Source organism: Escherichia sp. E4385, from assembly GCF_963883145.1.
Classification (GTDB): domain Bacteria; phylum Pseudomonadota; class Gammaproteobacteria; order Enterobacterales; family Enterobacteriaceae; genus Escherichia.
On the sequence record NZ_CAWOOJ010000009.1, the window covers coordinates 149,266 to 169,734 of the forward strand.

At 53.2% G+C, this 20,469-nt stretch carries 18 protein-coding genes and 1 tRNA gene; 11 read left to right on the forward strand and 8 right to left on the reverse strand.

Annotated elements, in window-relative coordinates; all coding sequences use genetic code 11:
- Positions 1-14: 14 nt before the first annotated feature.
- Positions 15-2,855, reverse strand: coding sequence for a bifunctional [glutamate--ammonia ligase]-adenylyl-L-tyrosine phosphorylase/[glutamate--ammonia-ligase] adenylyltransferase (gene glnE / locus AACS80_RS08755; protein ID WP_135410470.1), 2,841 nt, complete (start codon positions 2,853-2,855; stop codon positions 15-17).
- A gap of 22 nt (positions 2,856-2,877) precedes the next feature.
- A complete protein-coding gene (gene ygiF, locus AACS80_RS08760; RefSeq protein WP_135410471.1) occupies positions 2,878-4,179 on the reverse strand; it encodes an inorganic triphosphatase in 1,302 nt (433 codons plus the stop codon).
- 243 nt (positions 4,180-4,422) lie between these two features.
- Between ygiF and AACS80_RS08765 the strand changes: the two genes are divergently transcribed.
- Both AACS80_RS08765 and cca read left to right on the forward strand, forming a co-directional pair.
- Complete coding sequence (locus AACS80_RS08765) at positions 4,423-5,043, forward strand: TIGR04211 family SH3 domain-containing protein (protein WP_130210468.1); 621 nt, start codon at positions 4,423-4,425, stop codon at positions 5,041-5,043.
- 63 nt (positions 5,044-5,106) lie between these two features.
- Positions 5,107-6,345, forward strand: coding sequence for a fused tRNA nucleotidyltransferase/2',3'-cyclic phosphodiesterase/2' nucleotidase/phosphatase Cca (gene cca / locus AACS80_RS08770; RefSeq protein WP_135410472.1), 1,239 nt, complete (start codon positions 5,107-5,109; stop codon positions 6,343-6,345).
- A gap of 271 nt (positions 6,346-6,616) precedes the next feature.
- Here cca and bacA read toward each other — a convergent pair whose 3' ends face one another.
- Positions 6,617-7,438, reverse strand: a complete 822-nt coding sequence (bacA, locus tag AACS80_RS08775) for an undecaprenyl-diphosphate phosphatase (protein WP_130210446.1) — start codon at positions 7,436-7,438, stop codon at positions 6,617-6,619.
- 90 nt (positions 7,439-7,528) lie between these two features.
- Positions 7,529-7,897, reverse strand: coding sequence for a bifunctional dihydroneopterin aldolase/7,8-dihydroneopterin epimerase (folB, locus tag AACS80_RS08780; RefSeq protein ID WP_010347879.1), 369 nt, complete (start codon positions 7,895-7,897; stop codon positions 7,529-7,531).
- A 104-nt stretch (positions 7,898-8,001) separates the two neighbouring features.
- Here folB and plsY point away from each other — a divergent pair, with 104 nt between their 5' ends.
- Positions 8,002-8,619, forward strand: a complete 618-nt coding sequence (gene plsY / locus AACS80_RS08785; RefSeq protein WP_130210442.1) for a glycerol-3-phosphate 1-O-acyltransferase PlsY — start codon at positions 8,002-8,004, stop codon at positions 8,617-8,619.
- Between the two features lie 12 nt (positions 8,620-8,631).
- Here plsY and ttdR read toward each other — a convergent pair whose 3' ends face one another.
- A complete protein-coding gene (gene ttdR, locus AACS80_RS08790; RefSeq protein ID WP_130210440.1) occupies positions 8,632-9,564 on the reverse strand; it encodes an L-tartrate utilization transcriptional activator TtdR in 933 nt (310 codons plus the stop codon).
- A gap of 206 nt (positions 9,565-9,770) precedes the next feature.
- On the opposite strand from ttdR, the gene ttdA reads away from it, so the two are divergent.
- The 3 genes from ttdA to ttdT are packed head-to-tail and all read left to right on the forward strand — an operon-like array spanning position 9,771 to position 12,796.
- Positions 9,771-10,682, forward strand: coding sequence for a L(+)-tartrate dehydratase subunit alpha (gene ttdA / locus AACS80_RS08795; RefSeq protein WP_135410473.1), 912 nt, complete (start codon positions 9,771-9,773; stop codon positions 10,680-10,682).
- Positions 10,679-11,284: a L(+)-tartrate dehydratase subunit beta gene (gene ttdB / locus AACS80_RS08800; protein WP_021559517.1), complete on the forward strand. Its 606-nt coding sequence runs from the start codon at positions 10,679-10,681 to the stop codon at positions 11,282-11,284. The genes ttdA and ttdB overlap by 4 nt, the downstream gene beginning before the upstream one ends.
- 48 nt (positions 11,285-11,332) lie before the next feature.
- The gene (gene ttdT, locus AACS80_RS08805) at positions 11,333-12,796 is read left to right on the forward strand and encodes an L-tartrate/succinate antiporter (RefSeq protein WP_135410474.1); all 1,464 of its coding nucleotides are present in this window, start codon (positions 11,333-11,335) and stop codon (positions 12,794-12,796) included.
- Between the two features lie 42 nt (positions 12,797-12,838).
- On the opposite strand, the gene tsaD is transcribed toward ttdT, so the two are convergent.
- Positions 12,839-13,852, reverse strand: coding sequence for a tRNA (adenosine(37)-N6)-threonylcarbamoyltransferase complex transferase subunit TsaD (gene tsaD, locus AACS80_RS08810; protein WP_001264352.1), 1,014 nt, complete (start codon positions 13,850-13,852; stop codon positions 12,839-12,841).
- A 237-nt stretch (positions 13,853-14,089) separates the two neighbouring features.
- On the opposite strand from tsaD, the gene rpsU reads away from it, so the two are divergent.
- The 4 genes from rpsU to AACS80_RS08830 all read left to right on the forward strand — a co-directional run bounded on the left by rpsU (position 14,090) and on the right by AACS80_RS08830 (position 18,816).
- Positions 14,090-14,305: a 30S ribosomal protein S21 gene (gene rpsU / locus AACS80_RS08815; RefSeq protein ID WP_001144069.1), complete on the forward strand. Its 216-nt coding sequence runs from the start codon at positions 14,090-14,092 to the stop codon at positions 14,303-14,305.
- 110 nt (positions 14,306-14,415) lie between these two features.
- Positions 14,416-16,161: a DNA primase gene (gene dnaG / locus AACS80_RS08820; RefSeq protein WP_131162535.1), complete on the forward strand. Its 1,746-nt coding sequence runs from the start codon at positions 14,416-14,418 to the stop codon at positions 16,159-16,161.
- A 194-nt stretch (positions 16,162-16,355) separates the two neighbouring features.
- Positions 16,356-18,197 (forward strand): RNA polymerase sigma factor RpoD, encoded by a 1,842-nt coding sequence (gene rpoD / locus AACS80_RS08825; RefSeq protein WP_064529606.1) that lies wholly within the window; start codon positions 16,356-16,358, stop codon positions 18,195-18,197.
- A gap of 58 nt (positions 18,198-18,255) precedes the next feature.
- Positions 18,256-18,816, forward strand: a complete 561-nt coding sequence (locus AACS80_RS08830) for an NADAR family protein (RefSeq protein WP_135410475.1) — start codon at positions 18,256-18,258, stop codon at positions 18,814-18,816.
- Between the two features lie 56 nt (positions 18,817-18,872).
- Here AACS80_RS08830 and mug read toward each other — a convergent pair whose 3' ends face one another.
- A complete protein-coding gene (mug, locus tag AACS80_RS08835) occupies positions 18,873-19,379 on the reverse strand; it encodes a G/U mismatch-specific DNA glycosylase (protein WP_135410476.1) in 507 nt (168 codons plus the stop codon).
- A gap of 125 nt (positions 19,380-19,504) precedes the next feature.
- On the opposite strand from mug, the gene AACS80_RS08840 reads away from it, so the two are divergent.
- Positions 19,505-19,580, forward strand: a tRNA-Ile gene (locus AACS80_RS08840).
- Positions 19,581-19,633: 53 nt separating this feature from the next.
- On the opposite strand, the gene nfeF is transcribed toward AACS80_RS08840, so the two are convergent.
- Positions 19,634-20,398: an NADPH-dependent ferric chelate reductase NfeF gene (nfeF, locus tag AACS80_RS08845; protein WP_138183748.1), complete on the reverse strand. Its 765-nt coding sequence runs from the start codon at positions 20,396-20,398 to the stop codon at positions 19,634-19,636.
- Positions 20,399-20,469 lie beyond the last annotated feature (71 nt).

Genomic DNA, 20,469 nt, shown 5'->3' on the forward strand with positions numbered 1-20,469 from the left:
GATAATACCATATTTCATTCCTCCACCAGCCACTTCTGCCAGCTTGCCCGCACCAGTTCACGCTCTGCGGTGAAGTAATCCTCCGGCACATGGCCCGGCAACTCTTGTAATGCCAGATGATGAAGTTCATCGCGCAGCGTAGTGTAAGCACGGGTCAGGGCCATCGCTTCCTGCTCTTCCATAATGTCGTTTTGCGCCAGCAGTTCCAGAATGCGCACGTTGTCTGACCAGCGCGTTAACTTCGGTTTTTCATGGGCGTAGCGCAACACCAGATATTGGGTAATAAATTCGATATCGGTAATTCCGCCTTCATCGGCTTTGATATCAAAGCGATCGCGATGTTTATTGCCGAGATGGGCGCGCATTTTCTCGCGCATTTCCCGCACTTCTGTCTGTAAAGTTTTGCCTTCACGCGGCAGCGTCATAATCTCCCGGCGTACTGCGTCAAATTGAGCGGTCAATTGTGGATCACCATATACCACGCGAGCACGTACCAGCGCCTGATGTTCCCACGTCCAGGCCTCGTTTCTCTGATAATCGGCAAACGCTTCTGCGGAAGTAACCAGCATTCCCGCCGCCCCGGACGGGCGTAGCCGTGCATCCACTTCGTACAAAATACCGGAAGACGTGCGCGTGCTGAACAAGTGCATAATGCGTTGCGCCAGACGCAGGTAAAACTGCCGCCCGTCGATTTCCCGCTCGCCGTCCGTCATTACATCCATCGGGCAATCATGGAGGAAGATCAGGTCAAGATCGGAACTGTAGCCTAACTCCCAACCGCCCAGCTTACCGTAGCCAACCACCGCAAAGCCTCGACCTTCACGTTCGTTCAGGTGGGTCGGTTTTCCGTAACGGGCGACCATTTGAACCCATGCCTGCTGAACGACGGCATCTATCATGGCTTCTGCCAACCAGGTTAAGTGATCGCTCACTTTCATTACCGGTAGCGTACCGGCAATATCCGCTGCGGCGATGCGTAACAGCTGCGCCTGTTTGAACTGACGCAGCGCCTCAAGCTGTTGTTCTTCGTCATCTTCTGGCACGCGCAGCAAATACTGGCGCAATTCGTCGCGATAGGCATCCGTCGCTGTCGGCTGGTAGAGGGTGTTCGGATCGAGCAGTTCATCCAGCAATAATGGATAACGCGCCAGTTGACTGGCAATCATCGGCGATGCGGCACACAGAGAAATCAAATGCTTAAGCGCCGCGGGGAATTCACTGAGCAATTCTAAATAGGTGGTGCGGGTAACAATCCCCACCAGCAAGGCGGTGATGCGCGACAGCGTGACAGCAGCGTCTTCACGCGCGCATACGTCACTTAACAAATGCGGCATGAGATGGTCGAGCACCTGACGTCCGCGCGGCCCGATAGTGCGCTTATCCAGCTCTTTGCGGAAATCGGCAATCAGCGTCAGCACCTTTTTGCGATCATCTTCTCTAAGATGCGCCAGCACTGGCGTGGTGTCATCTTCCTGCAATGCATCCTGCCACAGCTCACGCCACTGCTCCGATAGAGTCTCTTCCTGGGTTTCGCTTTCGTCGTCACCAATCAGATCGTTAAATACCCGACGCACATTAGCCATATGTCCGCCCAGCGCTCCGGTCAGTTGCTGCCAGTCAGCGAACTCCATCCCCCACGCCAGCCGCGCACGGTTAAGCTCATCAGAAGGAAGCGTCTGGGTTTGTTCGTCATTAATGCTTTGCAGCAGGTTTTCCAGACGCCTCAGGAACAGATACGCCACTCGCAATTGTTCCGCATCGTTTTCAGAAAGCAGATGCAGCGCGGCAATGGCGCTGAGCGTTGGCAGTAAAGAGCGCGATTGCAGCGACGGTTCGCGCCCGCCGCGAATGAGCTGGAACACCTGAACGATAAATTCAATTTCGCGAATGCCGCCTGCGCCAAGTTTGATGTTGTCGGTCAAACCGCGGCGACGCACTTCACGGGCAATCATCCCTTTCATGTTGCGCAGAGACTGAATCACACTGAAATCGATGTAACGACGAAAAACAAACGGGCGCAGCATCGCACGCAACTCGTTAGCATAGACGCCTTCGCTATCGCCCATAATCCGCGCCTTGACCATCGCGTAACGCTCCCAGTCACGCCCCTGCTCCTGGTAATAATCTTCCAGCGCCGCAAAGCTCAGCACCAGCGGGCCACTTTCGCCAAACGGACGCAGCCGCATATCTACGCGATAGACAAAGCCATCTTGCGTTGGTTGATCCAGCACTTTAATCAACCGCTGCCCCATGCGGGTAAAGAACTGAGCGTTGTCCAGTTCCCGGCGTCCGCCCTGCGTACAACCATGTTCAGGCCAGGCAAAAATCAGATCGATATCTGAGGAGAAATTCAGTTCCCCTCCACCCAGCTTACCCATGCCTAAAATCAGCAGCGGTTGCGCTTCGCCCTGCGCATTGCACGGCGTTCCCCACTCGCGGCAGCATGCGTCATACAACCAGTCACGCGCCGCAACAATCAGCGTCTCCGCCAGATGGCTGAGCTGCTGCAATATGCTCTCTTCAGTAACCAGCGCCAGCGTTTGCGCCCAGGCGATACGTACCATAATGCGCCGCCGGAACAGCCGCAGTTCATGCATTAACCCAGCCTCGTCACTCACGTTACTGAGCGCCTCCTGTAACCACTCGCCGTAATACTGCCATTCATCGGCTTGTGGCGGCTCGCTTTCCAGCTCCGTCAGCCACTCTGGATGCGCAATTACACTGTCCTGCACAAAATCACTAAAAGTAAGTACTGACTTCGCCTGTGCGCTAAGTGATTCCTCGGCTAAAGGCGCTGGCAGCCGCTCAACAACGGTCTGCCAGTACTGCTGTAACGGTGAAGAGAGCGGCTTCATAAGCGATTTTATCCTTGCCTGATTAACGTTTTCCGCTGTGCAACCAGAACGGTTCCTGATTGTTTGCTTCATTACGGAAATGTTCAATTTCAATGCGTTGCCCGGTCGCAATAGCGTGATGCAGCCCCTGCCAGTTCTCCAGCCAGGCTTGCGCGACGACAGGATCGTAGTAACCCGCCAGTAACAGTATTGAGTCAATGTCACGTGTCAGGCGTGGCAACTGGTCACGGTAGCGATCGCCCAACGGCTGGCAAAAAACGCTTTTCAGTTCAGCGGCATGGCGGGAAAGATGGATATCGGCAAAGCGTTTGAAGGAATCGCTGATTTTGCCCTGTGCTTTGGCATCTAAAAACGGCTGCCAGGCTTTGCTTACCAGCCATTCGGTCAACGCCAGTTTCGCCATTGCCGTTTCGGTAGAATAGACCGCCGTCACGGCAGAAACCGCAGAAGCAATGGTCGCCTCGCATTGAGTCAGCAGATCACGTAAGTGAGTGCTCGCTTTACGCGGCACGATACCGCCGAACAGCATCAGAGTATGGCGAACCAGGCCGATTGCTGCCAGAACCTGCTCTTTCGCCGCCTCGTTGCCGCGTATCCACAACTCTTCATGGTACTGCCATTGTGCTAACGCCAGCTCGAGCGCCGCTTCCAGCCCCTGTTCCACATCGGCTTTTGCCGCAACATGCAAAATGGTGGTAGGTTTGATTTCACGCGCGGGATTTCCCTGCGCCAGATGATAGCCACGCGCCGCCTTGCTCAGGCTGCCCTGGCGTAAACCAGTTTGCGATACCAGTTGGTTTGCCAGTTTCAGCACCGCGCGCGTTTCGCCGCTAAGCAGTTCCAGTTCAAGCTCGCAGATAGGCTCAGCAAATTCCCCAGCTTTCACTTCCCCCTGGTCGAGGGCAATTTCAATCTGACTGCCATCGACCTCCACCAGCCATTTTTCGCGATAAAAATCGGTGCTGAACAGCGGTTGTACGCGGGAAGCGAGATCGGCAGGTAACTCGCCGTTCGGCCAGACTTCCGTCGGAAACTGCGCCAGGTCGAGCGTCGGTTCGCTCAACGCCACATTATATTCCGGGCGCTGGTGTAAACCGCCAGTCACTCGCCCGGCGACTTTCATCGTCATTTCATAGCGACCATTTTCGCCACGAATACGCAAGCCCATATCGTGCCCACGCAGCCAGTTATCCGACGTTTCGTAGTAAATATTCAGCAACTGCACGGGGTCATGGTGCTCGCCGCCCAGCGTATTGAGATGGTCACGCAACGCCTCAACGGCACTGTGATTAACAATAAACTTTAATTCGATTTCCTGAGCCATGGCCTTTACTTATCCGGTTATGTCACATTAGTGACGATGAACGGCGAACTTAATGCGATCTTTTTTGTCAGTAGATAGTATTTTGCGCCAAATTGCCATGCAACGGGCAATTTGACGGGCGTAAAAGATTGAAGCTGTGGCAAGACCTGACACAGAGGATTCCGATTGATAGCGAATGCTTTGCGTAGCGACACTGATGCCACTACTATCGTTCCACTTTTCCCAGACAATAACGACAGCCTGATGCCAAAATTACGCCTGATCGGATTAACTATACTTGCACTTAGCGCCACTGCCGTCTCGCACGCCGAAGAAAAGCGCTATGTTTCTGACGAACTGAACACTTGGGTCCGCAGTGGTCCGGGGGATAATTATCGCCTCGTGGGCACAGTTAACGCGGGCGAGGAAGTAACCTTATTACAAACTGACGCCAACACCAATTATGCCCAGGTGAAAGACAGCTCCGGCCGTACCGCCTGGATCCCGTTAAAAGAACTTAATACCGAGCCAAGCCTGCGCACTCGTGTACCGGTGCTGGAAAATCAGGTCAAAACGCTGACCGATAAGCTCACCAATATTGATAACACCTGGAATCAGCGCACTGCTGAAATGCAGCAAAAAGTGGCGCAGAGCGACAGTGTGATCAACGGGTTAAAAGAAGAAAATCAGAAGCTGAAAAACGAACTGATTGTCGCTCAGAAAAAGGTCGATGCCGCCAGCGTGCAGTTAGATGACAAACAGCGCACCATCATCATGCAATGGTTTATGTATGGCGGCGGTGTACTGGGTCTTGGCTTGCTGCTCGGACTGGTATTACCGCACCTGATCCCAACGCGCAAACGCAAAGATCGCTGGATGAACTAAATCGCCTTCTTCGTTGCACTGTCTTATTATTAGGAATTGTGTATTTGACGAAGGGAAGATGGCGTGAAGATTTATCTGGTCGGTGGTGCGGTACGGGATGCATTGTTAGGGCTACCGGTCAAAGACAGAGATTGGGTGGTTGTCGGCAGCACGCCACAGGAGATGCTCGACGCGGGCTACCAGCAGGTAGGCCGCGATTTTCCTGTTTTTCTGCATCCGCAAACGCATGAAGAGTATGCGCTGGCACGTACCGAACGGAAATCCGGCTCCGGTTACACCGGTTTTACCTGCTATGCCGCACCGGATGTCACGTTGGAAGATGATCTTAAGCGTCGCGATCTGACCATTAATGCGCTGGCCCAGGACGATGACGGCGAGATTATCGACCCGTACAACGGTCTGGGCGATCTGCAAAATCGTCTGTTACGCCATGTTTCCCCCGCTTTTGGCGAGGATCCGCTACGCGTGCTGCGCGTAGCGCGTTTTGCTGCGCGTTATGCCCACCTTGGTTTTCGTATTGCTGATGAAACCCTGGCGCTGATGCGCGAAATGACCCACGCGGGCGAACTGGAACATCTTACGCCTGAACGGGTGTGGAAAGAGACGGAAAGCGCCCTCACCACCCGCAATCCACAAGTGTTCTTCCAGGTGCTGCGCGATTGCGGCGCACTGCGCGTTTTATTCCCGGAAATTGACGCCCTGTTCGGCGTTCCGGCCCCCGCCAAATGGCATCCGGAAATCGACACCGGGATTCATACCTTAATGACGCTCTCCATGGCGGCGATGCTAAGTCCGCAGGTCGATGTCCGTTTCGCGACGTTATGCCACGATCTCGGTAAAGGGCTGACGCCGCCAGAGCTTTGGCCGCGTCATCACGGTCACGGTCCGGCGGGTGTGAAATTAGTGGAACAACTGTGCCAACGTCTGCGTGTGCCTAATGAAATTCGTGACTTAGCCAAACTGGTGGCTGAGTTTCACGATCTCATTCATACCTTCCCCATGCTGAACCCGAAAACCATCGTCAAATTATTCGATTCCATTGACGCCTGGCGTAAGCCGCAACGTGTAGAGCAACTGGCGCTGACCAGCGAGGCAGACGTGCGCGGCAGAACCGGTTTTGAATCGGCGGACTACCCGCAAGGCCGCTGGTTGCGCGAAGCCTGGGAAGTGGCGCAGTCAGTGCCGACAAAAGCCGTCGTTGAAGCAGGATTTAAAGGTGTAGAGATTCGCGAAGAGCTGACCCGCCGACGAATTGCAGCGGTAGCCAGCTGGAAGGAACAGCGTTGCCCAAAGCCTGAGTGAGTGTTGGGCACTTTGCCGGATGCGACGTGAACGCCTTATCCGGCTACATGCAACGACGGTTGTAGGCCTGATAAGACGCGCAAGCGTCGCATCAGGCGTTGATTGCCGGATGCGATGTAAACGCCTTCTCCGGCTGCATGTCAACGACGGTTGTAGGCCTGATAAGACGCGCAAGCGTCGCATCAGGCGTTGATTGCCGGATGCGGCGTAAACGCCTTATCCGGCCTACGCAATCGTGGACAATTCCAGGCATCCGACACTATTCTTCACATCAAAAGAACACGACGTACACCGCAGCCGCCACAATAAAGCGATAAATGGCGAACGGGATAAACGAAATGCGCTTAATCAATTGCAGGAAGGTTTTAATCGCTATCAGCGCCACTACGAAGGCAGTGATAAACCCAACAGCAAACATCGGGATATCGCCGGTTGTCAGGAAGCCCCAGCTTTTGTAGAGATCAAGCGCCGTTGCGCCCATCATCATCGGCACCGCCAGCAGGAACGAGAACTCAGAAGCCGCGTAACGGCTCACCCCCATCAGCATCCCACCTGAAATGGTCGCCCCGGAGCGAGAGAATCCCGGCCACAGCGCCAGACACTGGAAGCAGCCAATCATAAACGCCTGGCGATAGGTCATATCATCCAGACCCGGCGCACGCGGCTCTTTCGGCTTCAGGCATTCGGCGGCAATCAGCAACAAACCGCCGACAACCAGCGCATACATGACATTTATCGGGTTAAACAATGATTTAATCATGTCGTGGAACAACAGTCCCAGCACCACCGCTGGGATCATCCCCAGCAAAATGTGGATCAGCGTTAAACGACCTTTGCTTTCTCCTTCGTGCTGCAACGGGCGTCCAAAGTGAATGCCAATCAGACCAAACAGACGCCGCCAGAACATCACTACTACCGCCAGAATTGATCCTAACTGGATCACGACTTCAAAGGTTTTCGCCGTGTCGCCCTCAAACCCCAACAAGTGACCGACAATAATCATATGGCCCGTGCTGGATACCGGCAGAAATTCTGTCAATCCTTCGACCACACCCAATATTGCCGCTATCAGCAGCGAGTGCATATCGCTCATCAATAAACCCCTAAATTATTAAAATGTACCGCTTGTCCGAACTACTGCAGTATGACCAGGTTATAACCGTTTGGTTTAACAGCTGTAAAATTAATTATTTTCTTTCAGATTATTGCCACGCTCAATGATGACGCCGACATTCGCCGCCCGCGCCACTGCGCCTGGCTTGCTAAGTTTGATGCGAACCCACGGCGAATTAAAGCGAGTTAACAGCAGTTCCGCCACTTCTTCCGCCACGCGTTCCACCAGTGCAAAACGCGCCCCCTCGACGTGGCTGACCACCGTTTCTGCAATGTCAGCGTAACTGAGGCAATCCGCCACATCATCACTTTTCGCCGCTTTACGGTTATCCCACGCCATTTCGATATCGAACACCAGCTTCTGTTCGATGGTCTGTTCCCAGTCGTAAACACCAATAGTGGTGATTACCGAAAGTTGCTCTATAAATACAATATCCATCACGTCCTGCCTGCTTTTTGGCTAACCGGATACCACTTCCGGCGAAATGTGCGTATTATCCACAGATTCATCGTTGAACACGAATTTTCAAAACGGAACAGCTTATGAGTGCAATCGCGCCTGGAATGATCCTCATCGCGTACCTCTGCGGCTCCATTTCCAGTGCCATTCTGGTTTGCCGCCTTTGTGGCTTGCCCGACCCGCGAACCAGCGGCTCCGGTAATCCTGGCGCGACCAACGTTTTACGCATGGGTGGCAAAGGAGCAGCCGTAGCAGTGCTGATCTTTGACGTTCTAAAAGGTATGTTGCCTGTCTGGGGAGCATATGAATTAGGCGTCAGCCCATTTTGGCTGGGATTAATTGCGATTGCCGCCTGTCTTGGACACATCTGGCCCGTTTTCTTCGGTTTTAAAGGGGGAAAAGGCGTTGCCACCGCTTTTGGCGCTATTGCTCCGATCGGCTGGGATTTAACGGGCGTGATGGCGGGGACCTGGCTGCTTACCGTGCTATTGAGTGGATATTCGTCGCTGGGGGCGATTGTCAGCGCGCTGATTGCTCCGTTTTATGTCTGGTGGTTCAAGCCTCAATTCACCTTCCCGGTTTCGATGCTCTCTTGCCTGATCCTGCTGCGTCATCATGACAACATCCAGCGTCTGTGGCGTCACCAGGAGACAAAAATCTGGACGAAATTCAAAAGAAAGCGTGAAAAAGATCCCGAGTGATTTATGACGAGCCTACATAACCTGATAGCCCTCGTCAGGTTTACCCAGCCGTTGCTGGCACCACGCCGCCAAAAATTCCACGCAGACACGTAATTTCATGCTGCGATAGAGCGGCTCCCGGTAAACAGCCCAGATATTGGCGCTTTGTGCATACTCCGGCAATACTCGCACCAGTTTGCCACTCTCCAGAAACGGCAAAACATCCCACTCGGAACGCAGCATAATCCCTTTGCCCTCCAGCGCCCATTGCAGCACAATCTCGCCGCTGTTGGAGGAAAGATGCCCACTAACCTTCACCGACTTTTTCTCCTGGCCGTTCCCTAACTCCCATATTCCGTGGGTCATGTCACGCTCTTTAGTCACCAGACAGTCATGGCGACTTAATTCCTGTAATGATTGTGGCGGGGAATATTTTTTCAGATACTCAGGTGCTGCGCATAATATTCTTCTATTTTTCGTTAACAGATGCGCAATATAATAATCAGGAATGTCATCATTAATACGAATATCAAGATCAATATTATCCTGCACTAAATCAATTTGCCGATCGAACAATTCAAAATACACCTGTAATTCAGGGTAATTGCGCATCAGTTCGGTAATGGCTGGCGCAATATAACTGCGCCCAAAGCCAAAGCTGCAACCAATACGAATCATCCCCTCCGGGCGCGTTTTGATTTGCGTGACGTCATCGACCAGTCGCTGATATTGGGTGAGGATTTCCAGCGCATGTTCGTAACAACGTTGGCCACTTTCAGTCAGTGCCACGCCTCGGGCAGAGCGGTTCAGCAGTGTGGTTGCCAGCGTATTTTCAAGGATTTGGATCCGCTTGGTGACAAATGCAGGCGTTTGCCCAAGCGTAGCCGCAGCGGCGCTAAAACTCCCGCTATGGACGATTTCCACCAGTACCTGCAAGTCTTTGGCTAAAGGCCAGCTATTTAGCATTGTTAAATATCCGCAGTTTTGATAAACGCAGTGTATTTCGCAAAACATTGCCATTCCCTGCTCTGGCGCAATATTCGTTCTTATTTTCGTGTTGATTAACGAACTGTTAATTACATATTCACGGCGGCAAAAAATATAAAACCACATTTTTAGTGGTAGTTTGTGACGGTGAATTTTTCCAGACAAATACAGAAACTGGAGTTGCCATGATGAGCGAAAGTAATAAGCAACAGGCAGTGAATAAGCTGACGGATATTGTCGCTAACTTTACCGCTATGATATCTACCCGGATGCCTGATGACGTGGTGGATAAACTAAAACAGCTAAAGGATGCCGAAACATCGTCGATGGGAAAAATCATCTACCACACGATGTTCGACAACATGCAAAAAGCGATCGACCTGAATCGTCCTGCCTGTCAGGACACCGGGGAGATTATGTTCTTCGTTAAAGTCGGTTCCCGTTTCCCGCTGCTTGGCGAGCTGCAAAGCATTCTTAAGCAAGCTGTGGAAAAAGCAACCGTCAAAGCGCCACTGCGCCACAACGCGGTGGAAATTTTTGACGAAGTGAACACCGGCAAAAATACCGGCAGCGGCGTACCGTGGGTTACCTGGGACATCATTCCCGACGGTGACGATGCGGAAATCGAAGTTTACATGGCTGGCGGCGGCTGCACACTGCCTGGCCGCTCGAAAGTGTTAATGCCTTCGGAAGGCTACGAAGGCGTGGTGAAATTCGTCTTCGAAAATATCTCCACCCTCGCCGTAAACGCCTGTCCACCAGTACTGGTGGGCGTGGGCATCGCCACCTCAGTGGAAACCGCCGCAGTGCTCTCGCGTAAAGCCATTTTGCGCCCGATTGGCAGCCGCCATCCCAATCCAAAAGCGGCAGAGCTGGAGTTACGCCTGGAAGAAGGACTCAACCGTCTGGGGATTGGTCCACAAGGGCTGACTGGCAACAGTTCAGTGATGGGCGTACATATCGAATCTGCCGCCCGCCATCCGTCAACCATCGGCGTTGCTGTTTCTACAGGCTGCTGGGCGCATCGCCGCGGCACGCTGCTGGTTCATGCCGATCTCTCCTTTGAAAATCTATCTCACACCCGGAGCGCGTTATGAAAAAGATCCTGACAACCCCGATCAAAGCTGAAGATCTGCAAGATATTCGCGTCGGCGATGTGATCTACCTGACCGGTACGCTGGTGACCTGCCGTGACGTTTGTCACCGTCGCTTGATCGAACTCAAACGTCCGATCCCTTACGATCTCAACGGCAAAGCGATTTTCCACGCTGGCCCCATCGTGCGCAAAAACGGCGACAAATGGGAGATGGTTTCCGTCGGCCCGACAACCAGTATGCGTATGGAAAGTTTTGAACGTGAATTTATCGAGCAGACCGGCGTGAAACTGGTGGTTGGCAAAGGTGGAATGGGGCCGCTGACCGAAGAAGGCTGCCAGAAATTCAAGGCGTTACATGTGATTTTCCCGGCTGGCTGCGCGGTACTGGCGGCAACCCAGGTGGAAGAGATTGAAGAAGTGCACTGGACAGAGCTCGGGATGCCGGAGTCGCTGTGGGTCTGCCGGGTCAAAGAGTTCGGCCCGCTGATTGTCTCTATAGATACCCACGGAAACAACCTGATAGCCGAAAACAAAAAGCTGTTCGCCGAACGCCGCGAGCCCATCGTGGAAGAGATCTGCGAGCACGTCCATTACATCAAATAACCCTCACGGAGAGGCTCGCCCCCTCTCCTTTTTCGCAGGCATAACACGATGAAACCTTCCACTGAATGGTGGCGATACCTTGCGCCGCTGGCGGTCATCGCCATTATTGCTCTAATTCCGGTTCCCGCAGGGCTGGAGAGTCATACCTGGCTCTACTTTGCCGTTTTTACTGGCGTGATCGTTGGGCTGATCCTCGAACCCGTGCCGGGTGCCGTGGTGGCGATGGTGGGTATCTCCATCATCGCCATTCTCTCTCCCTGGCTGCTGTTCAGCCCGGAGCAGCTCGCCCAGCCAGGTTTTAAATTCACCGCCAAATCTCTTTCCTGGGCGGTTTCTGGTTTTTCTAATTCGGTTATCTGGCTGATTTTCGCCGCCTTTATGTTTGGTACGGGCTATGAAAAAACCGGTCTTGGACGTCGCATCGCGCTGATTCTGGTGAAAAAGATGGGGCATCGCACACTGTTTCTCGGCTATGCGGTGATGTTCTCCGAGCTGATCCTGGCACCTGTAACACCGTCCAACTCGGCGCGCGGTGCGGGGATTATCTATCCCATCATCCGTAACCTGCCGCCGCTCTATCAATCACGGCCGAACGACAGCAGTTCGCGCAGTATTGGCTCGTACATCATGTGGATGGGGATTGTTGCCGACTGCGTGACCAGCGCCATTTTCCTGACGGCGATGGCACCAAACTTGCTGTTAATTGGACTGATGAAAAGCGCATCTCACGCCACGCTGAGTTGGGGCGACTGGTTCCTCGGGATGTTGCCGCTCAGTATTTTACTGGTTCTGCTGGTTCCCTGGCTGGCTTACGTACTGTACCCGCCGGTATTGAAGTCTGGCGATCAGGTGCCGCGCTGGGCAGAGACGGAACTGCAGGCAATGGGCCCGCTCTGTTCGCGTGAAAAACGGATGCTGGGGCTGATGGTGGGCGCGCTGGTGCTGTGGATTTTTGGCGGTGATTATATCGATGCCGCGATGGTCGGTTACAGCGTAGTGGCACTGATGCTGCTTCTGCGCATTATCTGCTGGGACGATATTGTCAGTAATAAAGCGGCGTGGAACGTTTTCTTCTGGCTGGCTTCGCTTATCACCCTCGCAACCGGACTCAACAACACCGGTTTTATTAGCTGGTTTGGCAAACTGTTAGCAGGCAGCTTAAACGGTTATTCGCCGACGATGGTGATGGTGGCGTTGATTGTGGTCTTTTATCTGCTGCGCTACTTTTTTGCCAGCGCCACGGCGTATACCTCCGCCCTCGCACCGATGATGATTGCCGCCGCGCTGGCGATGCTGGGAATCCCGCTGCCGGTGTTCTGCCTGATGGTTGGCGCGGCAATTGGTCTGGGGAGCATTCTTACGCCATACGCCACCGGACCCAGCCCGATTTACTACGGTAGTGGTTATCTGCCAACGGTGGATTACTGGCGACTGGGGGCGATTTTTGGGCTGATATTCCTCGTGTTGCTGGTGATTACCGGCTTGCTGTGGATGCCCGTGGTGTTGCTTTAAGAAAGGAAGGTGCCGGAAGAGACTATCCGGCACCTGATAGTTTTACGCAGCCGGTAACTCCGCCAGCGGCCAGCGCGGGCGCACGCTAACGCCGAGATCCGCCGTCGCGCCTGCTTTAAACCGCACCATTCCGGCATAGGCGATCATCGCGCCGTTATCAGTACAAAATTCTGGACGCGCGTAGAACACTTCGCCACGGCGTTTTTTCATCATTTCCGCCAGTTTCGCCCGCAGCGTGCGGTTAGCACTCACGCCGCCTGCCATTACCAGTCGCTTAAAGCCCGTCTGATCCAACGCACGCTTACACTTAATCATCAACGTATCGACCACCGCATCTTCAAAGGCGCGGGCGATATCAGCACGCGTCTGGTCGTCGGTGCCGTTGTCACGAATCGTGTTCGCGGCGAAGGTTTTCAGGCCAGAGAAGCTGAAATCCAGCCCCGGACGGTCGGTCATCGGGCGCGGGAAGACAAAGCGCCCGGCAGTACCCTGAGCCGCCATTTTCGACAGTAACGGCCCGCCAGGATAATCCAGCCCCAGCAGCTTTGCAGTTTTATCAAACGCTTCACCAGCAGCATCATCGATAGACTCACCGAGCAGCTCGTACTGACCAATGCCAGTCACGCTGATTAACTGCGTATGACCGCCGGAAACCAACAGCGCGACAAACGGAAATTCCGGCGGGTTATCTTCCAGCATCGGCGCTAACAGATGCCCTTCCATATGGTGTACCGGGATCGCCGGAACGTCCCAGGCAAACGCCAGAGAACGCCCCACGGTCGCGCCAACCAGCAGCGCGCCGACTAATCCAGGACCTGCGGTATAGGCCACAGCGTCAATGTCTTTTGCCGTTAAACCAGACTCCTTCAGCGCTGCCTGGATCAACGGTACGGTTTTACGCACGTGATCGCGGGAAGCCAGTTCAGGCACGACGCCGCCGTAGTCAGCGTGCAATTTCACCTGACTATACAATTGGTTGGCTAACAAACCTTTTTCATCGTCGTAAATGGCGATGCCAGTTTCATCGCAGGAAGTTTCAATACCCAGTACACGCATGACTTGTTTTACCTCGCTTTATTACCGCGCAGTGTAGGACCAATGCGGGTTGATGTAAAACTTTGTTCGCCCCTGGATAAAGCCTCGTGTATACTCCCCACCCTTATAAAAGTCCCTTTCAAAAGAGGCCGCGGTGCTTTACAAAGCAGCAGCAATTGCAGTAAAATTCCGCACCATTTTGAAATAAGCTGGCGTTGATGCCAGCGGCAAACCGAATTAATCAAAGGTGAGAGGCACATGCCGGTAATTAAAGTACGTGAAAACGAGCCGTTCGACGTAGCTCTGCGTCGCTTCAAGCGTTCCTGTGAAAAAGCAGGTGTTCTGGCGGAAGTTCGTCGTCGTGAGTTCTATGAAAAACCGACTACCGAACGTAAGCGCGCTAAAGCTTCTGCAGTGAAACGTCACGCGAAGAAACTGGCTCGCGAAAACGCACGCCGCACTCGTCTGTACTAATTCCTCGAGAGCGTTGCTCTCCGATCAGACCGAGTTGTAGTTGTAAGGCCGTGCTTCCGAAAGGAATGCGCGGCTTATTTTCGTTTATGGATTGCTAAAAATCGGGGCCTATGGCTGGACGAATCCCACGCGTATTCATTAATGATCTGCTGGCACGCACCGACATCGTCGATCTGATCGATGCCCGTGTGAAGCTGAAAAAGCAGGGCAAGAATTTCCACGCGTGTTGTCCATTCCACAACGAGAAAACCCCGTCATTCACCGTTAACGGTGAGAAACAGTTTTACCACTGCTTTGGATGTGGCGCGCACGGCAACGCGATCGACTTCCTGATGAACTACGACAAGCTCGAGTTCGTCGAAACGGTCGAAGAGCTGGCGGCAATGCACAATCTTGAAGTGCCATTTGAAGCAGGCAGCGGCCCCAGCCAGATCGAGCGCCATCAACGGCAAACGCTTTATCAGTTGATGGACGGTCTGAATACGTTTTACCAACAATCTTTACAGCAACCTGTTGCCACGTCTGCGCGCCAGTATCTGGAAAAACGCGGATTAAGCCACGAGGTTATCGCCCGCTTTGCGATTGGTTTTGCGCCCCCCGGCTGGGACAACGTCCTGAAACGGTTTGGTGGCAATCCAGAAAATCGTCAGTCATTGATTGATGCGGGTATGTTGGTCACTAACGATCAGGGTCGCAGTTACGATCGTTTCCGCGAGCGGGTGATGTTCCCCATTCGCGATAAACGCGGTCGGGTGATTGGGTTTGGCGGGCGCGTGCTGGGCAACGATACCCCCAAATACCTGAACTCGCCGGAAACTGATATTTTCCATAAAGGCCGCCAGCTTTACGGTCTTTATGAAGCGCAGCAGGATACCGCTGAACCCAATCGTCTGCTTGTGGTCGAAGGCTATATGGACGTAGTTGCGCTGGCGCAATACGGCATTAATTACGCCGTTGCGTCGCTGGGTACGTCAACCACTGCCGATCACATACAGCTGTTGTTCCGCGCAACCAACAATGTCATTTGCTGTTATGACGGCGACCGCGCAGGTCGCGATGCCGCCTGGCGAGCGCTGGAAACGGCGCTGCCTTACATGACAGACGGTCGTCAGCTACGTTTTATGTTTTTGCCTGATGGCGAGGACCCTGACACGCTGGTGCGCAAAGAAGGTAAAGAGGCGTTTGAAGCGCGGATGGAGCAGGCGATGCCGCTCTCCGCATTTCTGTTTAACAGCCTGATGCCGCAAGTTGATCTGAGCACCCCAGACGGGCGCGCGCGTTTGAGTACTCTGGCACTGCCATTGATATCGCAGGTGCCGGGCGAAACGCTGCGAATATATCTTCGTCAGGAATTAGGCAATAAGTTAGGCATACTTGATGACAGCCAGCTTGAACGATTAATGCCAAAAGCGGCAGAGAGCGGCGTTTCTCGTCCTGTTCCGCAGCTAAAACGCACGACCATGCGTATACTTATAGGGTTGCTGGTGCAAAATCCAGAATTAGCGACGTTGGTCCCGCCGCTTGAGAATCTGGATGAAAATAAGCTCCCTGGACTTGGCTTATTCAGAGAACTGGTCAACACTTGTCTCTCTCAGCCAGGTCTGACCACCGGGCAACTTTTAGAGCACTATCGTGGTACAAATAATGCTGCCACCCTTGAAAAACTGTCGATGTGGGACGATATAGCAGATAAGAATATTGCTGAGCAAACCTTCACCGACTCACTCAACCATATGTTTGATTCGCTGCTTGAACTGCGTCAGGAAGAGTTAATCGCTCGTGAGCGCACGCATGGTTTAAGCAACGAAGAACGCCTGGAACTCTGGACATTGAACCAGGAACTGGCGAAAAAGTGATTTAACGGCTTAAGTGCCGAATAGCGATCGGGAAGCCCCCGACAGCCGCACTGAGAGGCAGCGGCAAATATATAAGTACGCCCTCGTAATTATCGTTGGCGGTAAACAGCCGTTGGATTTCAGCGTTAACACCTGAAGGACATCGGGTCAATCGCCCAACACCAACCTCATGAAATAAGTGTGGATACCGTCTTATGGAGCAAAACCCGCAGTCACAGCTGAAACTTCTTGTCACCCGTGGTAAGGAGCAAGGCTATCTGACCTATGCCGAGGTCAATGACCATCTGCCGGAAGATATCGTCGATTCAGATCAGATCGAAGACATCATCCAAATGATCAACGACATGGGCATTCAGGTGATGGAAGAAGCACCGGATGCCGATGATCTGATGCTGGCTGAAAACACCGCGGACGAAGATGCTGCCGAAGCCGCCGCGCAGGTGCTTTCCAGCGTGGAATCTGAAATCGGGCGCACGACTGACCCGGTACGCATGTACATGCGTGAAATGGGCACCGTTGAACTGTTGACCCGCGAAGGCGAAATTGACATCGCTAAACGTATTGAAGACGGGATCAACCAGGTTCAATGCTCCGTTGCTGAATACCCGGAAGCGATCACCTATCTGCTGGAACAGTACGATCGTGTGGAAGCAGAAGAAGCGCGTCTGTCCGATCTGATCACCGGCTTTGTTGACCCGAACGCAGAAGAAGATCTGGCACCAACCGCCACTCACGTCGGCTCTGAGCTTTCCCAGGAAGATCTGGACGATGACGAAGATGAAGACGAAGAAGATGGTGACGACGATACCGCCGACGATGACAACAGCATCGACCCGGAACTGGCTCGTGAAAAATTTGCGGAACTGCGCGCTCAGTACGTTGTAACGCGTGACACCATCAAAGCGAAAGGCCGGAGCCATGCAGCCGCTCAGGAAGAGATCCTGAAACTGTCTGAAGTGTTCAAACAGTTCCGCCTGGTGCCGAAGCAGTTTGACTACCTGGTCAACAGCATGCGCGTCATGATGGACCGCGTTCGTACGCAAGAACGTCTGATCATGAAGCTCTGCGTTGAGCAGTGCAAAATGCCGAAGAAAAACTTCATCACCCTGTTTACCGGCAATGAAACCAGCGATACCTGGTTCAATGCGGCAATTGCGATGAACAAGCCGTGGTCGGAAAAACTGCACGATGTCTCTGAAGAAGTACATCGCGCCCTGCAGAAACTGCAACAGATTGAAGAAGAAACCGGCCTGACCATCGAGCAGGTTAAAGATATCAACCGTCGCATGTCCATCGGTGAAGCGAAAGCCCGCCGTGCGAAGAAAGAGATGGTTGAAGCAAACTTACGTCTGGTTATTTCTATCGCCAAGAAATACACCAACCGTGGTTTGCAGTTCCTTGACCTGATTCAGGAAGGTAACATCGGCCTGATGAAAGCGGTTGATAAGTTCGAATACCGCCGTGGTTACAAGTTCTCCACCTACGCAACCTGGTGGATCCGTCAGGCGATCACCCGCTCTATCGCGGATCAGGCGCGCACCATTCGTATTCCGGTGCATATGATTGAGACTATCAACAAGCTCAACCGTATTTCTCGCCAGATGCTGCAAGAGATGGGCCGCGAGCCGACGCCGGAAGAACTGGCTGAACGTATGCTGATGCCGGAAGATAAGATCCGCAAAGTGCTGAAGATCGCCAAAGAGCCAATCTCCATGGAAACGCCGATCGGTGATGATGAAGATTCGCATCTGGGTGATTTCATCGAGGATACTACCCTCGAGCTGCCGCTGGATTCTGCGACCACCGAAAGCCTGCGTGCGGCAACACACGACGTGCTGGCTGGCCTGACCGCGCGTGAAGCGAAAGTTCTGCGTATGCGTTTTGGTATCGATATGAACACCGACCACACGCTGGAAGAAGTGGGTAAACAGTTCGACGTTACCCGCGAACGTATCCGTCAGATCGAAGCGAAGGCGCTGCGTAAACTGCGTCACCCGAGCCGTTCTGAAGTACTGCGTAGCTTCCTGGACGATTAATTGTAAAGATGTGCATAAGCCCTCCATCGTGAGGGCTTTTTTTTAAGGAAATCTGGCAATGCAGCAAGGATACTACTCTCTCCCCGCCCTTATTTCCGCTCTCGATGCCGGGAAAAAAGTGAAATACCTGTGGTTCTGGGGCCATCAACCTGCCGCGAATCACGTTACCGCCTCTTGCTTTAGCCAATGGTGGCAGGGTTCGCCTTTTACCTATGATGGTATAACCTATGCCACCGCAGAACACTGGATGATGGCGGGAAAAGCGCGGCTGTTTAATGACAGTAAAACACTTGCCAGAATTCTGGCGGCGGCGACTCCGGCAGAAGCCAAAAAGCTGGGACGACAGGTGACAAACTTTGACGAGCAACGCTGGCAAGCTTGCTGCTTTGATCTGGTCTGCGAAGGGAACTACCATAAATTTAGCCAACATTCGGCATTAAAAACATTCCTGCTGAATACGCAGCCTCGCATTCTGGTTGAAGCCAGCCCGGTGGATAAAATCTGGGGGATTGGCCTTGCAAAAGATCATCCCCATGCCGGTGTGCCATCTCACTGGAAGGGGAAAAATCTGCTGGGATTTGCGCTTATGGTAGTCAGAGACCGTTTGGCGGAAGAATAAGCCAGTAGCGGTGAGGAGCGGTGCCTGGCCCGCTCATAACTTCGTTACACTGTACTTCACAAGCCCCGCACCACCAGTGCCTGATCCAGTTCCCGATACGCCTCCACCAGCTTTTCCAGAGAAACTCGACTTAAACCGCTGGGATTTGGCAGTACCCAGATCTGCGTCGAACCAATAGTGAGCGTTTGTTTCCCCCACTGTGCGCCGCGCTGGCTGAATCCCTGCTCATAGGCCTGTTTGCCCAAAATCGCCAATGCCTGAGGCTGATAATCTTCAATTTTTTCAATCAACTTACGCCCGCCTGCGTGCAGCTCCTGCTTTGAAACTTCATTGGCTTGCACTGTTGGACGGTCTACCAGTTTGGTGACGCCACAACGATAATCCAGCAGATGCTGTGCCTCCTGCGGCTTCAACTGTCTGTCAGTAAACCCGGCCTGATAAATCACCTTCCAGAAACGGTTCGCCGGATGAGCAAAAGGAAAGCCAGTATCCGCAGATGAACGCCCCGGATTGATGCCGCAAAACACCACGCGCAACCCTGGTGCAATAATATCTTCAACCATATTAACCCCTGAACAACACAACCAAGGGAAAGTATAACGAATTGAAAACACATTGTTTATAAAAACAGCAGGCGCGCGGTAATGGCTGGATTGCGACACGGAGTTACTTTATAATCCGCTACCATGGCCCCTTAGCTCAGTGGTTAGAGCAGGCGACTCATAATCGCTTGGTCGCTGGTTCAAGTCCAGCAGGGGCCACCAAATACAGTAAAGGCTGACGAGAAATCGTCAGCCTTTTTCTTTTCATATATCAGTTACTTCGCGTGCCAGTAAGCCGCTGCGCGTACCCGTTGAGGGTCATACTGTTCCGCTTCAAAGCGACGGCTTAAATTCTTCACCACCTTCCCTTCACCGGTTATCCAGATGAAGTAATCATCGGCAGGGATTTGCATCTGCGCCAGACGCGCATCTACCGCCTGCTCATCATGCGCCAACCATTCGATATTAAAACCATCAAGGTGCGCGAGATAATCCTGACAGGCGTTATCCCGCACGCTGACCAGCGCGGTAACTTGCGGTTTAGCAGCAAGTTTGCTCAACGTTTCCAGGCGGCGGCGTAGTGCGGGCATCCCGGACTCATCGCAAACATACAGCTGATACGCGTAATCTTCCGGCACCACCAGCGAACCGCGCGGTCCTGCCACCGTGAGTTTATCACCCGGTTGCGCCTGCATCGCCCAGCCGCTGGCGACCCCACCGTCGTGAATAAAGAAATCGATCGCCAGTTCATGGCGTTGTTCGTCATACAGCGGCGTATAGTCACGCGACGGTGGACGTGGTCCTTCCGGCCAGACGATCCCCTCTTCCGTTACTGTTGGCGGCACAAAGTGAGCGTCAGATTGAGGAAAGAAGAGTTTGCTGTGATCGTCAAAGCCGCGCGACGTAAAGCCGTCCAGCGCCTCGCCGCCGAGGACAATGCGCTGAAAACCGGCGCTGATGCGCTCAACGCGTAACACAGTCAGTTCACGGAAGCGCAGATCATTGCGAACGCGCTGCGGGTAGCGGGGGGAGTTATTCATTGTTATCGCCTTCGTGATGGTAATCAGATATATCTAAATAAATTTCACAAATGATAATGATTGTTAATCAT